The sequence below is a fragment of the Parahoeflea alexandrii genome (assembly GCF_024105735.1).
GTDB lineage: Bacteria > Pseudomonadota > Alphaproteobacteria > Rhizobiales > Rhizobiaceae > Hoeflea > Hoeflea alexandrii.
Map to the genome: position 1 here is coordinate 711,532 of NZ_JAAAML010000001.1, position 13,945 is coordinate 725,476.

The window sequence follows — 13,945 nt, forward strand, 5'->3', positions numbered from 1 at the left end:
CCGCGTGACCCATACCGCCGGGGGATAAATGACCGCTCCCCCGGCACCAGGAAAGGCCCGGACATTTGGCGTCCGGGCCTTTTTATTTTGGGGGATTGCTCGCGCCGCCGGTGATGCAGGTCGGGCGATAGACAGATGCGATGGCGCATCTGGCAAGTGGCTTGGCGTGTAATGCATTTGGCTGGAAGACACCTTCCCTGTATCTATGGACCAACGGAGGGACCTATGGAGCGATCATCCGACCATCCGACGGTACATGTGGGAAAAGTCTGGCGGCTGATGCTGGCCGATCTTGGCCTCAACGCCGTGGCTGTCTTGCGCCGTGCGGGCCTGCCAAGCGGGCTATTGGACGGTGATGGCAGCCGTATCACGCTGGATGAATTCTATGCACTTTGGGAAAGCTTTGACGCTGAGGCGCAATCACCGACACTGGCGCTGAAACTCGGTCAGATCGAGGCGAGCGAATTCTTCGATCCTGCCTTCTTTGCGGCCATGTGCGCGCCCAATATGACCGTGGCGGGACAGCGGCTCGGCGAGTTCAAACGCCTTGTGGGAGCCTTCAGCCTTGATGTTGAGGTGATGTCCACTGCTACGCGGTTTACTTACCGATGCAAGTATCGCCCCGATTTGCCAACGACGCTTGCGGCAACCGAGATCGTTTTCCTCATCAATTTGCTGCGTCGCGCTACACGCTGGCGCGTTGTACCGAAGGATGTTTTCCTGCCATCGGCACTCCAAGAGACCTCTGCCTTCGAAGACTGGTTTGGAAGCGGGATCTCCTATGGTGACACTGCATCCTTCAGCCTCGATCCGATCGATGCGATGCGACCGTTCCTGACCCAGGACAATCAGATGTGGCAATCGTTCGAGCCCGGCTTGCGCCGCCGGATGGAGGATGCCCGCGAAGACCTGAGTACCCGTGCCCGGATCGAGAACACGCTTCTGGAACTGCTGCCGAGCGGACGGACCCAGATCGACGATGTGGCCAGCGAACTCGCGGTCAGCCGCCGGTCCCTCCAACGGCGGTTGTCCGAAGAAGGGACAACCTGGTTGGATGTCCTCAATTCCGCGCGCATGAGACTGGCACAGCATTACCTGAAGAACACAACCCTGAGTGCGGCCGAGGTCAGCTTCCTGCTTGGCTTCGAGGACCCGAACTCGTTCTTCCGGGCGTTTCGCCGCTGGACCGATGCCACGCCGGAGGCATGGCGCGAGGCTCAGCGGATGCGTGCCTAAGACGCTGGCACGTATCGCAAGTGTTCTGGCGCAGCCTGCGAGTGACTGGGGAGGCGGGAACACCCAAGTTGAGATCAACGCAATCGATCTCAGTGAGGAAACATGACCACGACTTCCGTTGTTCGCCGACATGCCCATGCCGACGTGGCCGGCAAGAGAGTCCTCTACATCGTCTCGAACCCCGCCACACTGATGGGGTTTCCGGTCGGTTTCTTCGCCGAGGAAATGACCGGCCCATTCTTTGACCTTATGCAGGCTGGCTGCACGGTCGACATCGTCTCGCCCAAAGGGGGAAAAGTTGAGTTTGACGGGTTCTCGGATCCTGAAAACGAGATGACGCAATACCCCAACGACCTGATCACGCTTGGATTCAAATACCACGCGAGCTTCAGCAAGCTGATGGAGAATACGCCTTCAATCGCAGATGTCGATGTCAGCCATTATGATGCGGTTTGCGTTGCAGGCGGTGGCGGTCCGCTGATCACTTTCAAGGACGACATGGCGCTCCACAAGCTGATCGCTGATTTCTACGAAAGCGGCAAGATCATCGGTATGATTTGCCACGGCACCTGCCTGATGCTCTGGACGACGCTCAGCGACGGCACGCTGATGGCGGACGGCAAGACTTGGACCGGCTATCCCGACAGTGAAGAGGAAATGATGAACGCGGCGCTTGGAACGACGGTGAACGAATTCACCATCGAGACCGAGGCAAAGAAGAACCCGAGCACCACCTTCGAGTCCGCCGCTCCTCTTGCACCTTTCGCAATCCGCGACGGGCAGATCATCACTGGCCAACAGCAGCACAGTACGCGGCTTTTCTCGGATCTGCTGATCGAGGCTTTGTCCGAATAGTCGGTCTAGGCTCCGCCATTATCGAAAATTCAAGGGAGTATTCAAATGACGAAGGTTTTCTTGACCGGTGCGTCCGGTTTTATAGCCAAACACATCCTGCGCGAATTGCTGGCACAAGGCTATCAGGTCCGCGCCTCGATCCGGTCCGACAAGCGCAAGGAGGAGTTGCAGGGCCTGTTTCCAGACGCGTCACTGGAGTTTGCCACATTGGACCTGACCAAGGACGAAGGCTGGCAGGATGCGTTGCAAGGCTGTGATGTCTTGATGCACACGGCCTCGCCATTTCCGCTTACAGAGCCCAAAGATCCGCAAGACCTGATCCGCCCGGCGGTCGATGGCACGCTCCGCGCAATGCGCGCAGCAAAGGAGGCCGGCATAAAGCGGGTTATCCTCACATCCTCCTGCGCCGCGATCTACAAACAGGCGGGTAAGCCGAAGATGCAGCCCTCGGACGAGACCAACTGGACAAGTCCGGATGATCCGTCCGTCGGGGCCTATGAAGCGTCCAAGACACTTGCCGAAAAAGCGGCTTGGGACTTTGTCGATGAAAACCCGGATATCGCGCTGACCACCATCAACCCCGGTGCTGTCTTTGGACCGCCAATGGACGCGCGCTACGGATCGTCGCTTGAACTGGTCGAGCAGCTCATGACCGGCAAGGTTCCGATGGCCCCGCCGATGGACATGGTCGCGGTGGATGTAAGGGATGTGGCGCGGATGCATGTTGCGGCCATCGATCTGGAGGCCACCAAGGGCGAGCGTTTCGCCGCCGCGAGCGGGACGCATCGCTTGCTTGAACTTGGGCGGATGCTGAAGGCATGGGATTCCGCGCTCAAGACGCCGGGCCGTGAAGCTCCCGTCTGGCTGCTCCGGATCGTGGGGCTGTTTTCCAGGGACGTCCAAGGGGTTCTCGCGAATGTTGGTCGTACCCTCGCTGTCTCTGGTGAGAAGGCCGAGAAAACCTTCGGGTTCAAATTCATTCCGGTAAAGGACGCACTGGTCGCCTCGGCGAAAGCTGTCCAAACCTTCAAGCTGAAAGAGAAGTCCAAATGATCACTGCATATCTGTGGGGCACACCCAATGGCTACAAAGTAGCCATCGCACTTGAGGAAATGGGCCTCGACTATGAGATCAACTGGGTAAACATCGGTTCAGGCGAACAGCATGATCTGGAGTATCTGAAGATCTCGCCCAATGGAAAAATCCCCGCAATCGTTGACCACGAGACCGGGATCAGCCTGATGGAGTCGGGCGCGATTCTGCAATATCTGGCAGAAAGAACAGGCAGGTTCGGGGGCAATACCTTGCAAGAGCGCATGGCCGTGGCGCAATGGTTGCACTGGCAGATTGGCGGGCTGGGCCCGATGATGGGACAAGCCAACCATTTTCGCGGTCTGAAAGAAAAAGTCCCCTATGGCGAGACCCGCTACGGGAACGAAACCGCGCGCTTGTTTGGCGTTCTCGACCGACAGCTGGAAGGCTGCGACTATATCGCCGGTGAATATTCCATTGCCGATATGGCTGCTGTCGTCTGGGCGGGTATGGCCCCGATGATGGAAGATGAGCGCCTGACCAACTGCACCAATGTCATGGCGTGGATCAAACGCAACGTCGCCCGTCCGGCCACGGCCCGTGCAATCGCATTGTCGCCCGGCTGACGCACGAATGACTGATCTGATAACGCTGCGCAGCAGCGCCCACGTCCCGGTCTGCAAGCGGTTTTGCCGATCTTACCATTTCACTTGGGGGAGGCGAAGGACTGGAATGGGCTCATTCAGAACATTCTTTTCGTTCGGCACGAACGTCCACTCCGGGTCGAAAGCGTAAGGGTATCAGCTGCATTTCAATGACCACTGAAGTGCGCGGTATATCCACGGCCTGCCATTTGTTACAGACTCCATTCAAGCCGCCGGCACTCGCTCGCGCCGTGCCCCCCTAATCCGCCTTTTTGGCAGTCGCCACCGGTTCGGTCGTCAGCTTGAACTCCGCCATTTTTTCGGGCGTGAGGTAGTAAAGCCGGTCCGGCGGCGTTTCCAGTGCGTGGATCCAGAGGCCGTTGCCGATGCCCATCTCGTCGAGATGGCGGGCTATGCGCGCGGTCGTGCTCTGGGCGCCCGACATGGCCTGCTCGGGAGAGGGCTGATCCTGGCTTCCATTGAAGACCTGGTGGACGCCGAGAATGGCGTCCTGTTCCGCCTCGCGCGCGACGCCGCCGGCAAAGACCAGCGGACAGGAGGAGGCGCAGAGCGCCTTCGTCGCCACTTTGGTGTTCAGGCCCTTTTCCCGGATCAGCGCCGACATCACCAGCGCATCGGCGACAGAGCCGCCGGGCGAATTCAGCGTCACTTCTTTCACATACTCGCCGCGCGCCGCGATCTCCTCGGCGAAGCGGCCGGCGGCGCCGGGATCGATCGAGCCTTCCGCCTTGAGCTGGCCCCCGGGCAGGAGTTCGAAGCGCATCGGCTGGCGCAGGATTTCGGGCGAACTCGCCGGGTCGACCGGTGCTGTTTGCGGAACGCCATCCGTGAGCGCGGGAGGAAGCACCGGCGCGCCTGTGGTCATCGGATCGTGGCCGGGAAAGGCCGCACTTGCCTGGGTCATTTCCCTGAGATCGACGAAGAGAAAGGCGCCTGCCGCCGCCAGAAGCGTGAAGAATGCGCCACGCATCAGCAGACCGTCGTCAGCGGTAAGAAAGGCTGTCTTCAGGCGCAGGGCAAATGATGGTGATTTCATGCAGGCGGGCCCTTGCGCGGCGTCTTCACCGACGTGTCGAGGCTGGTGATGTTGGAATCCGTATGCGTGCGCTCGTCCTCGTTTTCCGTTGCCTGCAATGCCTCCTCAATGCCGATCCCCTGCCGGCCGAGCGCGCGCTGGACTTCCATGGCCTCGAGAAGTTCCGCCGCGGTGATCCGCTGCGCGAAGGGGAGCCGCTCCTCCTGCCGCCGGATCGCGCCGTGAACGACGGCAAGGATGAAGACGAGCACGGCAGGCAGCAGGTCGATGGAGATGGCGCCGGCCCAGGCCGGAATGAAGTCGGCGGCATAACGCAGAACGGCTTCCGCGGAAGACAGCGGCACGAAGCGGCGCTCGGCCACCGGCTCACGCGCCAGAATGTCATCGGCTGCCTGCGAGAGCACCTGCGACTGAGCGGCCACCGAAGCGCGGATGGTCTGCATCACCTGGTCCTGGCGATTGGCGAGATCGGCGCCGCGGCCATCGGCCACGGGCGCGATGAAACCGAGTGACAGGTCTTCGGCCGCGCGTTTGACCGAGGGCGCGATCGAGGTCTGTTCGAGCGAGGTGATGACGCCGGAAAGGGCGACGACCTCGGCAGAGAAGTCGTCGCTGCGCGGTGCGATGGCGCCCGGCGCCGACACAAGCGTGCGCATGGTCGCAAGATGGCTCCGCCCCTCATCGAAGAGGGTTGTGACCCGCTCACGCGAGGCAAGGACGCCAGCCTCGAGTTCGCTCAATTGCGAGGACATCTGCGACAGAAGCTGGACGACGCTGCCGGAGCCTGTGGTTCCGGTCAACGCCCCGTTCTCGCGTTCGTCCTCGGCAAGCCTTGAAAAGCGCTCCGATGTCCGCTGGATGTCGGGCAGCAGGCTTTGCGCGGCCAGCGCGTTCTGATGCGCCTGGTCGAGGTCGGCGGTGTAATCCTGCACGGTTTCTGCCAGATGCTGTTCGAGCGCTGCGGACCCGGCAAGGGCTGCCGCGTTGAGCCAGCTCGACATGGCGATGATCATGGCGCAGCCGAGTGCCATCACCCCCATCATGGCGCCGCGGGACGACGCTCCGATGACATGCGGATAGAAGCGCGCCATGTAGGACCAGAAGGCATAGATCGCCACCGAGACCGAAGCCGAGTAGATGATGGCGGCGAAGAACACGGCTGTCGGAGAACCATCGAGCAGGCTGCGGACACCCAAATAGGTGTAGACGCCGGAGGCAAGAGCCAGGACAGCAAGCGCAAAGCGCGTCATGGTTTCGACAGCGAGGACGCCGTCCTGCAAGCGATGCGATGCGGCGAGCGCCATGAAGACCTCCGTCAGGAAAGAGTTCTTAACAAGCCCTTAAGAAGGGGGCAAAATGAAGGCTGTCGCAAGGCTTCTTTGCTCTGTGCACCGCTTCACTCCTGTCGCGCTGCTGCCGCGCGCGTCGTTCTTTTCGGTCTTGTTCGCCTGCTTTTCCCCATGCCGCAGCGTGGCGGATGTCGTCTGCACAGCCGGAAATCCCCGGTGTCTCCGGCCCGTGGATATCCCGCAGGGCCCACCACCTCAGCCGGGACCGTGTGAAACGATCGGGGGTACACAAAAACTTCGCAAACCTGTCATCGAGCGTTCACGCAACAATGGTTCCTGCTCGCTCATGCAGACCAGCCAAGCCCAGATCCAGATTGAGCATGTGTCGCGGCTTTTTGGCCAGACGGCGGCGCTTGATGATGTTTCGGTTTCGCTGAGCAAGGGCGACTTTTCCGTGCTTCTCGGGCCATCGGGCTGCGGGAAATCGACGCTTCTCAGGCTGATCGCCGGGCTTGACCGCCAGACCGGCGGAGCAATCCGCATCGGCGGCGAGGACGTCGGCGACCGGCCGCCGAGCATGCGCGACCTGTCGATGGTGTTCCAGTCCTACGCGCTGTTTCCGCATCTTTCGGTGGCAGAGAACATTCTCTTCGGGCTGAAGGTCCGCAAGGTCTCGAAAGCGGAGCGGCTCGCGCGGCTCGACCTGGTGGCTGCGATGATGGGGCTCACGCCCCTGCTGGCGCGCAAGCCGTCGGAGCTGTCGGGCGGTCAGCAGCAGCGCGTCGCACTCGCCCGGGCGGTGATCAGCGAGCGGCCGATCTGCCTGATGGACGAGCCGCTTTCCAATCTCGACGCCAAGCTGCGTGCCGACATGCGCGTCGAGCTCCGGGCGATCCAGCAGAAACTCGGGCTGACGGTGGTCTATGTCACCCATGACCAGATCGAGGCGATGACGATGGCGGACAAGATCATCGTCATGAATGCCGGCCGGATCGAGCAGGTTGGCACGCCGGAAGAGGTCTATGCGCGGCCGGCGACGATTTTCACCGCCGGCTTTATCGGAACGCCGCCGATGAACCTGTTTCCGGGCCGGCTGTTCGCAGGGCAGGACGGCCTGCCGCAAGGGGTGGGCGATGCCCAGCTGATCGGTCTGCGGCCCGAAGACATTCACATCGCCGAAAGCGGTCCGGAGGCGGATACGCGCGGCATCGAGTATCTCGGCGCCGACCGGCTTGTCTCCGCCCGGCTGGGCGACACGGATTTCATCATGCGCGCGCCTGCCAGTGCTCCGCCGCCGCCGGCGCGGTTCGCGTTTGGCTGGGCTCAAGGGCGTGAAAGCATCTTCGATGCGGCCACCGGCGCCCGTCTCACACAGTTCGACCATCCCACCGCTTCCAACCCCAAGAAGGACCTGACCCATGAAACTGCTTAACGTATTTCTGGCGACTTCGGCGCTGACGATGTTTGCCACGGCAGCAAATGCCGTCGATCTCGAATTCTATTTCCCGGTCGCCGTCGGCGGCGCCGCTGCCGGCACGATCCAGTCGCTGACCGAAGACTACATGGCCGCCAATCCCGGCGTGAAGATCGACGCGATCTACACCGGGTCGTATGCCGACACCACCACCAAGGCGATCACCGCCGTGCGCGGCGGCAACGCGCCGCAGCTGATCATATCGCTGTCGACCGACATGTACACCTTCATCGACGAGGACATGATCGTCGCCTGGGACAACTACGTCACCGCAGACGAGCAGAAGAACTGGATCGGCGGCTTCTACCCGGCGTTCATGGCCAACAGCCAGACCGAAGGCAAGACCTGGGGCATCCCGTTCCAGCGCTCGACGCCGGTGCTCTACTGGAACAAGGAAGCCTTCGCGGCCGCCGGTCTCGACCCGGAAAAGGGTCCGGCCAACTGGGCCGAAATGGTCGAGATGGGCAAGAAGCTGACCGTCAAGGATGCGAGCGGCAACGTCACCCAGTGGGGCGTGCACATTCCTTCGTCGGGCTTCCCGTCATGGCTCTGGACCGGCATCGTCGCGGGCAATGGCGGCCTGCTGGCCGATGACACCGGCAAGAACGTCACCTTCAATTCGGACGCCGCCGTGGGCGCGCTCGAATCGCTGGTCAAGCTGTCGGCGACCGACGGCGTGATGGCGCCGGGCATCCTCGACTGGGGCGGCACGCCGAAGGCCTTCTTCGAAGGCCAGGCCGCGATGATCTGGACCACCACCGGCAACCTCACAAACGTGCGCACCAATGCCCCGTTCGACTTCGGCGTCGGTTTCCTGCCGGGCCTGACACAGAACGGCGCGCCGACCGGCGGCGGCAACTTCTACCTGCTGAAGGGCTCGACCGACGAGGAGCTGCAGGCAGCCGCCGACTTCGTCAAGTGGGCGACCGCGCCCGAACAGGCCGCCAAGTGGACGATCGCGACCGGTTACGTCGCGCCGCGCCCGGATGTCTGGGAAACCGAGACGATGAAGGACTACGTCAAGGGCTTCCCGCAGGCACTCGTTGCCCGCGACCAGCTCGACTACGCGGTCGCCGAACTGTCGACCTTCGAGGGACCGAAGGTGACGCAGCTTCTCAACTCGGCGCTGGAATCGGCGATCACCGGCCAGAAGCCGGCCAAGGAAGCGCTTGACGGCGCCCAGGCCGAGGCGGACGCCATCCTGTCGGCCTACCGCTAATCTCAACTCCGGCGGGGCGCGCCATCAGCGCCCCGCCATTTTCCTATCCGAGAACCCGCAGATGAACAGCCGCAACTGGATCTATGCCTGGCTCATGCTGCTGCCTGCGTTCGTTTTCCTGATCGCATTCACGCATCTGCCCGCCGTCACCACCCTCATCGACAGCTTCTTCACCACCGCCAAGGGGCGGCGCCCGGCCGTGTTCACCGGACTGGGCAATTACCAGAAGATGCTCGAGGATCCGATCTTCGTGAAGGCGATGGTCAATTCGGCGATCTATGCGGCAATCACCATTCCGGCCTCGATCGCGCTGTCGCTGGCCATGGCGCTTCTGGTGCACCGTTCGTTCCGCGGCGTCAGCCTGGTGCGGATGGCGTTCTTCACGCCGACGGTGCTGCCGCTGATCGCGGTGGCAAACATCTGGCTGTTCTTCTATGCGCCCGGCTTCGGTCTGATCGACCAGATCCGGCTCACTTTCGGGCTGCCATCGGCCAACTACGTCGGCCAGCCCGACACCGCGCTCTACTCGGTCGCCGCCGTGACGATCTGGAAGGAAGCGGGGTTCTTCATGATCTTCTTCCTCGCCGCGCTGCAGACAATCCCGCTGTCGCTGCGCGAGGCGGCCGCGATCGAGGGCTGCAGCCGCTGGACCTTCTTCCGGCGGGTGACGCTGCCGCTGATCATGCCGACAACGCTGTTCGTCTCGGTCAATGCCGTGATCAACGCCTTCCGGCTGGTCGACCATGTCTTCGTCATGACCAAGGGCGGGCCGGACAGCGCGACGATGCTGCTGCTCTACTACATCTTCGAGACCGGGTTCAGGTTCTGGGACACGGCCTATGCCGCCGCGCTGACGGTGGTGTTGATTGCCATCCTGTCGGTGGTGGGCATCGGGCAGTTCTTCCTGGCTGACAGACGGGTGCACTACAAATGATCGGCGAGACCACATTCGACCGGATCCTGATCCGTGGCGGCGGCGCGCTCTTGGCGCTGATCTGGATCGCGCCGCTGGCTTATGCGGTCTGGGCCGCGTTCCATCCGCCCGCCTTCGAGGCGCGGTTCGAGCTGATGGCGCCGCTGACGCTCGACAATTTCGCCTCCGCATGGTCGCAGGCGCCGTTTGCGCGCTATTTCCTCAACACCATCGTGCTGGTGACGATGATCCTGAGCGCGCAGCTGGTGCTGTGCACGCTGGCGGCCTTCGCCTTCGCCCGGCTCGAATTTCCGGGCAAGACGTTCCTGTTCACGCTGATCCTGATGCAGCTCCTGGTGATGCCCGACATCCTGCTGGTGGAAAACTACAAGACCATGCGGGCGCTGGGCCTGGTCGACACGATCATCGCCATAGGCTTGCCCTATTTCGCCTCGGGCTTTGCGATCTTCCTGTTGCGGCAGACCTTCATGACCATTCCGAAGGAACTCGACGAGGCGGCGCGAGTGGAAGGCTGTTCGCTTCTGGGGCTGTTGTGGCGGGTCTACGTGCCGCTCGGCAAGCCGGCGATGCTCGCCTTCGGGCTGGTGTCGGTGAGCCACCACTGGAACAATTTCCTCTGGCCGCTGATCATCACCAATTCCGTCGAAACCCGGCCGCTGACCGTTGGCTTGTCGATCTTCGCCACCACCGACAGCGGTACCGAATGGGCGGTGATCAACGCCGCGACGCTGATGACCTCCGCGCCGCTTCTGCTTGGCTTCCTGCTGTTTCAACGCCAGTTCGTGCAGAGCTTCATGCGCGCCGGCATCAAATGAGGATTTTCCAATGACCCTTTCCACCTTTGGCGCGGCCGTCAAATTCGACAGCTATCAATCCCTGAGAAACTGGATCTGCGATGCCGACCGGCCAATCGAGATCCAGGACTTCGTTTTCCCGGAGGTGATCGCCGGCGATTGCTCGGATCTGGTCGGCAAGTACAAAAGCGCGCTTGAGCCGCATCGGGGCCCGCGCGGCATCCACGGTCCGTTCTTCGGCCTCGATCTGTCCAATCCCGACCGGGCGATCCGGGCCGTCATCCAGGAGCGCTTCCTCAAGGGGCTGGAGATCGCGGAAAGCCTTTCGGCGACGCACATGGTGATCCACAGCCCGTTCACCTACTGGCACCTGCTCAACCACCGGAACTATCCCGATGTCCTGGGGCTGATGTTTTCGGCTGCCGCCGACTGCCTTGAGCCGGTGCTCAAGCGCGCCGCCGAGACCGGCTGCACGCTGATGCTGGAAAATATCGACGATACCGATCCGGCGACACGCGTCGAGCTGGTGCGGCAGATTGATCACCCCAACCTGAAGATCTCGATCGACACCGGCCATGCGGATCTCGCGCATGGGCGCTACCAGGCGCCGCCGGTCAATGACTTCATCGCCGCCGCCGCCGGTCATCTGGGCCATGTCCACCTGCAGGATGTCGACGGCTATGCCGACCGCCACTGGCATCCGGGCGAGGGGCGGATCAGCTGGCAGCCGCTGCTCGACGCGCTCGAGGGGCTCGAGGAGACGCCGCGGCTGATCCTCGAAGTGCGGCATCACCCCGAACGGCTTCCCGCCACCGTGCGCTGGCTCGAAGGCCTTGGCCGGTCCGAATAGACGGGGCGTCTGATCAAGCAACTGACAGGATTTGACGTGGCGCGGCTGGAGGCAGGGCCGCGGCCCCGCCAGAAAACCGTTGCCTTCAACCATCTGAGAGCTTCGGCGAGAGGGTGTTGATGCGGTCACGGTCAGCGCGCCGGGGCCTGCCGGTTTGGGCTTGACATATCGTTTAGTGATAAACTATATTTCGTTTATTACTAAACGATATGGAGCCCAACATGACCAGCAGACGGAAATTCATGACGATTCTTGGCGGCGGTGTGATCCTGGCGGCAGGCGGGATCGGCGCCTGGGCCACGAGCCGCGACCCGGCGGGCGCGCGCAAGCCGTGGGAGGCAGCGAAAGCGCTGGATGCGGGCGCGAGCGGCGATCCGCGCGTCTTTGCGCTGGCGCATGCCATCCTTGCGCCCAATCCACACAACCGTCAGCCCTGGGTGGCGGAGCTTTCGACGCCCGGCGAGATCAAGCTCTATTTCGACACCGCGCGGCGGCTGCCCGAAACCGATCCCTATGACCGGCAGCTGACGATCGGGCTTGGCTGTTTTGTCGAGCTGCTTTCCATGGCGGCGGCGGAAACCGGCCACCGCGCTGAGGTGAACCTGTTTCCTGAGGGCGAGCCGCAGCCGATGCTCGACCGGCGTCCGGTGGCGCATATCCGCCTTGTCGCCGACAGCGGCGTTGCGCGCGATCCGCTGTTTGCGCAGGTCTTCGCGCGTCATACCAACCGCGAAGCCTATGACACCGCCAGGCCGGTTTCCGCCCAGGCGCTTGACACTATTGCCGCGGCGGCGCGTACCGCGCGGATTGCCCATGCAACCGGCGAGAAAGAGGTGGCCACGCTGAGGGCGCTTTCCTGGGAGGCGATGGAGATCGAGTTGCGCACCTACCGGACGATGAAGGAGAGCGTCGACCTGATGCGCATCGGCAAGGCCGAGATCGAGGCAAATCCCGACGGAATCAGTCTCGGCGGCCCGCTGAACGAGGGGCTCGACCTGCTCGGCCTTATGGACAGGCAGGCCATGCTCGACCCGAACGCGATGGTGTTTACCGAAGGAATGAAGGCGCAGAAGGTGCAGTTCGACACCGCGATGGGTTTTTTCTGGCTGGCGACGCCGGGCAACAGCCGCGCCGACCAGATTGCCGCGGGACGCGACTATCTTCGCATGCATCTCGCCGTCACCGCCGCCGGGCTTGCGCTGCAGCCGTTCAGCCAGGCCTTGCAGGAATATGACGAGATGGCCGGAAAATACATGGAGATGCGCACGGCTTTGCGGATCAGCGACAATGAAACGCTGCAAATGTTCGTCCGGCTGGGCTATGGTCCCGGGATCAGGCCGGCGCCGCGCTGGCCACTCGAAACCCGGATCAGGAGTGCATGAGCGCAGGTCCCAAAGACATGGAAGCCCTTTTCGGCTTCTTCAACGAGATCGGCATCATCTCGCAGCTCTCCGGTCACGCCTTCGAGAAGGCGATGCCGGAGGGCATGACGCTGGCGCAATTTTCGGTGCTCAATCATCTTTGCCGGCTGGGTGATGGCTGGACGCCGCACCGGATTGCCCGCGCCATGCAGGTGACGAAAGGTGCGATGACCGGGACACTGAAGCATCTCGAGGGCAAGGGCCTTGTCGTGGTCTCCCCCGATCCGAGCGACGGCCGGGCCAAGCGGGTCGCCATCACCGACCAGGGGCGGGCCATGCGCGATGCCTGTATCGGAGCGATAGCGCCGATGATGCAGGAGTTCGTGCAGGAATTTCCGGCAACGCACATCGCCGGTGCGTTGCCAGTGCTGGCCGCGGTGCGCGCCTGGCTCGATGGACGGCGGAACTGAACCTGCAATGATCCGCGGCAATGGCGTGGCCCGGGCCAATGCCTGTTCGGTCCGGTCTTGCGTCCGGTTGACCGAGAAGCGGATTATTGCGTCGTCCGGTCATCATTGAGAAAGGGCAGCGGGATCGAGAACCCGGTCTTGACCCGGTCCATCACCACGCTGGTGCGGAACTTCATGATGTTTTCCTCGGCGAAGAAATAGCGGCGGGTGAAGGCATCGTAATCGGCCATGTCGCTGGCCGACAGGATCAGCAGGAAATCGCTGGCCCCGGTGATGTAGTAGCACTGCATCACCTCGGGTGCTGCCTTCATCTTTTCACGGAAGCGGTCGAGATCGGCGGGCCGTTCGGAGGTCAGCGCCACCTCGACAATGACAATCAGACCGCGGCCGAGCCTGGCCGGGTTGAGGACCGCAATGTCGGCGTCGATATAGCCCTCGGTGCGCAACCTCGCCAGGCGCTTGCGGCAGCTGTCAGGCGACAGATGCACGAGCTTCGACAGCGCCTCGGCGGTGAGGCGGTTGTTGGTCTGGATGGCATCGAGAATGGCTGCGTCAAATCTGTCCATGCCCGATACTTGCCGGAAACCGGCTTCTGCGCCAGCGAAAATGGGGCATCTGTTCCGGAAATCCGCACGGCAAGGCGATGGTGATCTGAAAACCGGACCATATGGTGTGAAGATTTCCGGGAAACGGCACGTCATCCGCAGCTATCCTTGAGACACGATAACCA

At 62.4% G+C, this 13,945-nt stretch carries 14 protein-coding genes; 11 read left to right on the plus strand and 3 right to left on the minus strand.

Features of this window, described 5'->3' with window-relative positions:
* The first annotated feature begins 135 nt into the window (after nt 1-135).
* The 4 genes from GTW23_RS03245 to GTW23_RS03260 all read left to right on the plus strand — a co-directional run bounded on the left by GTW23_RS03245 (nt 136) and on the right by GTW23_RS03260 (nt 3,749).
* The gene (locus tag GTW23_RS03245; protein WP_252914598.1) at nt 136-1,236 is read left to right on the plus strand and encodes an AraC family transcriptional regulator; all 1,101 of its coding nucleotides are present in this window, start codon (nt 136-138) and stop codon (nt 1,234-1,236) included.
* Between the two features lie 102 nt (nt 1,237-1,338).
* Entirely contained in the window at nt 1,339-2,091 is a 753-nt protein-coding gene (locus GTW23_RS03250; protein WP_252914599.1) for a type 1 glutamine amidotransferase domain-containing protein, read from the plus strand.
* A gap of 45 nt (nt 2,092-2,136) precedes the next feature.
* On the plus strand, nt 2,137-3,144 hold the full coding sequence (locus tag GTW23_RS03255) for an SDR family oxidoreductase (RefSeq protein ID WP_252914600.1): 1,008 nt from the start codon (nt 2,137-2,139) through the stop codon (nt 3,142-3,144).
* Complete coding sequence (locus GTW23_RS03260; RefSeq protein ID WP_152007828.1) at nt 3,141-3,749, plus strand: glutathione S-transferase family protein; 609 nt, start codon at nt 3,141-3,143, stop codon at nt 3,747-3,749. The genes GTW23_RS03255 and GTW23_RS03260 overlap by 4 nt, the downstream gene beginning before the upstream one ends.
* Nucleotides 3,750-4,026: 277 nt before the next feature.
* Here GTW23_RS03260 and GTW23_RS03265 read toward each other — a convergent pair whose 3' ends face one another.
* Entirely contained in the window at nt 4,027-4,803 is a 777-nt protein-coding gene (locus GTW23_RS03265; RefSeq protein WP_382265808.1) for a COG3904 family protein, read from the minus strand.
* Between the two features lie 17 nt (nt 4,804-4,820).
* A complete protein-coding gene (locus tag GTW23_RS03270) occupies nt 4,821-6,128 on the minus strand; it encodes a hypothetical protein (protein ID WP_252914602.1) in 1,308 nt (435 codons plus the stop codon).
* A gap of 331 nt (nt 6,129-6,459) precedes the next feature.
* Here GTW23_RS03270 and GTW23_RS03275 point away from each other — a divergent pair, with 331 nt between their 5' ends.
* From GTW23_RS03275 to GTW23_RS03305, 7 genes are all read left to right on the plus strand, one after another.
* On the plus strand, nt 6,460-7,545 hold the full coding sequence (locus GTW23_RS03275) for an ABC transporter ATP-binding protein (RefSeq protein ID WP_252914603.1): 1,086 nt from the start codon (nt 6,460-6,462) through the stop codon (nt 7,543-7,545).
* Complete coding sequence (locus GTW23_RS03280) at nt 7,532-8,806, plus strand: ABC transporter substrate-binding protein (RefSeq protein WP_252914604.1); 1,275 nt, start codon at nt 7,532-7,534, stop codon at nt 8,804-8,806. Before GTW23_RS03275 ends, GTW23_RS03280 begins: the two co-directional genes overlap by 14 nt.
* Nucleotides 8,807-8,867: 61 nt before the next feature.
* Nucleotides 8,868-9,740, plus strand: a complete 873-nt coding sequence (locus tag GTW23_RS03285; RefSeq protein WP_252914605.1) for a carbohydrate ABC transporter permease — start codon at nt 8,868-8,870, stop codon at nt 9,738-9,740.
* Nucleotides 9,737-10,555, plus strand: coding sequence for a carbohydrate ABC transporter permease (locus tag GTW23_RS03290; RefSeq protein ID WP_252914606.1), 819 nt, complete (start codon nt 9,737-9,739; stop codon nt 10,553-10,555). The genes GTW23_RS03285 and GTW23_RS03290 overlap by 4 nt, the downstream gene beginning before the upstream one ends.
* 10 nt (nt 10,556-10,565) lie before the next feature.
* Entirely contained in the window at nt 10,566-11,384 is an 819-nt protein-coding gene (locus tag GTW23_RS03295) for a sugar phosphate isomerase/epimerase family protein (protein WP_252914607.1), read from the plus strand.
* 221 nt (nt 11,385-11,605) lie between these two features.
* Nucleotides 11,606-12,766, plus strand: coding sequence for an Acg family FMN-binding oxidoreductase (locus GTW23_RS03300; protein WP_252914608.1), 1,161 nt, complete (start codon nt 11,606-11,608; stop codon nt 12,764-12,766).
* Nucleotides 12,763-13,215, plus strand: coding sequence for a MarR family winged helix-turn-helix transcriptional regulator (locus GTW23_RS03305; RefSeq protein WP_152007836.1), 453 nt, complete (start codon nt 12,763-12,765; stop codon nt 13,213-13,215). Before GTW23_RS03300 ends, GTW23_RS03305 begins: the two co-directional genes overlap by 4 nt.
* Before the next feature lie 83 nt (nt 13,216-13,298).
* Here the strand turns inward: GTW23_RS03305 and GTW23_RS03310 are convergent, their stop codons facing one another.
* The gene (locus GTW23_RS03310; RefSeq protein WP_152007837.1) at nt 13,299-13,781 is read right to left on the minus strand and encodes an Lrp/AsnC family transcriptional regulator; all 483 of its coding nucleotides are present in this window, start codon (nt 13,779-13,781) and stop codon (nt 13,299-13,301) included.
* Between the last annotated feature and the right edge of the window lie 164 nt (nt 13,782-13,945).

Excerpts from the sequence above, each read along its gene's own strand:
- GTW23_RS03245 (WP_252914598.1), top strand. The coding sequence starts at position 136 with ATGCGATGGCGCATCTGGCAAGTGGCTTGGCGTGTAATGCATTTGGCT.
- GTW23_RS03250 (WP_252914599.1), top strand. The coding sequence starts at position 1,339 with ATGACCACGACTTCCGTTGTTCGCCGACATGCCCATGCCGACGTGGCC.
- GTW23_RS03255 (WP_252914600.1), top strand. The coding sequence starts at position 2,137 with ATGACGAAGGTTTTCTTGACCGGTGCGTCCGGTTTTATAGCCAAACAC.
- GTW23_RS03260 (WP_152007828.1), top strand. The coding sequence starts at position 3,141 with ATGATCACTGCATATCTGTGGGGCACACCCAATGGCTACAAAGTAGCC.
- GTW23_RS03270 (WP_252914602.1), bottom strand. The coding sequence starts at position 6,128 with ATGGCGCTCGCCGCATCGCATCGCTTGCAGGACGGCGTCCTCGCTGTC.
- GTW23_RS03275 (WP_252914603.1), top strand. The coding sequence starts at position 6,460 with ATGCAGACCAGCCAAGCCCAGATCCAGATTGAGCATGTGTCGCGGCTT.
- GTW23_RS03280 (WP_252914604.1), top strand. The coding sequence starts at position 7,532 with ATGAAACTGCTTAACGTATTTCTGGCGACTTCGGCGCTGACGATGTTT.
- GTW23_RS03285 (WP_252914605.1), top strand. The coding sequence starts at position 8,868 with ATGAACAGCCGCAACTGGATCTATGCCTGGCTCATGCTGCTGCCTGCG.
- GTW23_RS03290 (WP_252914606.1), top strand. The coding sequence starts at position 9,737 with ATGATCGGCGAGACCACATTCGACCGGATCCTGATCCGTGGCGGCGGC.
- GTW23_RS03295 (WP_252914607.1), top strand. The coding sequence starts at position 10,566 with ATGACCCTTTCCACCTTTGGCGCGGCCGTCAAATTCGACAGCTATCAA.
- GTW23_RS03300 (WP_252914608.1), top strand. The coding sequence starts at position 11,606 with ATGACCAGCAGACGGAAATTCATGACGATTCTTGGCGGCGGTGTGATC.
- GTW23_RS03305 (WP_152007836.1), top strand. The coding sequence starts at position 12,763 with ATGAGCGCAGGTCCCAAAGACATGGAAGCCCTTTTCGGCTTCTTCAAC.
- GTW23_RS03310 (WP_152007837.1), bottom strand. The coding sequence starts at position 13,781 with ATGGACAGATTTGACGCAGCCATTCTCGATGCCATCCAGACCAACAAC.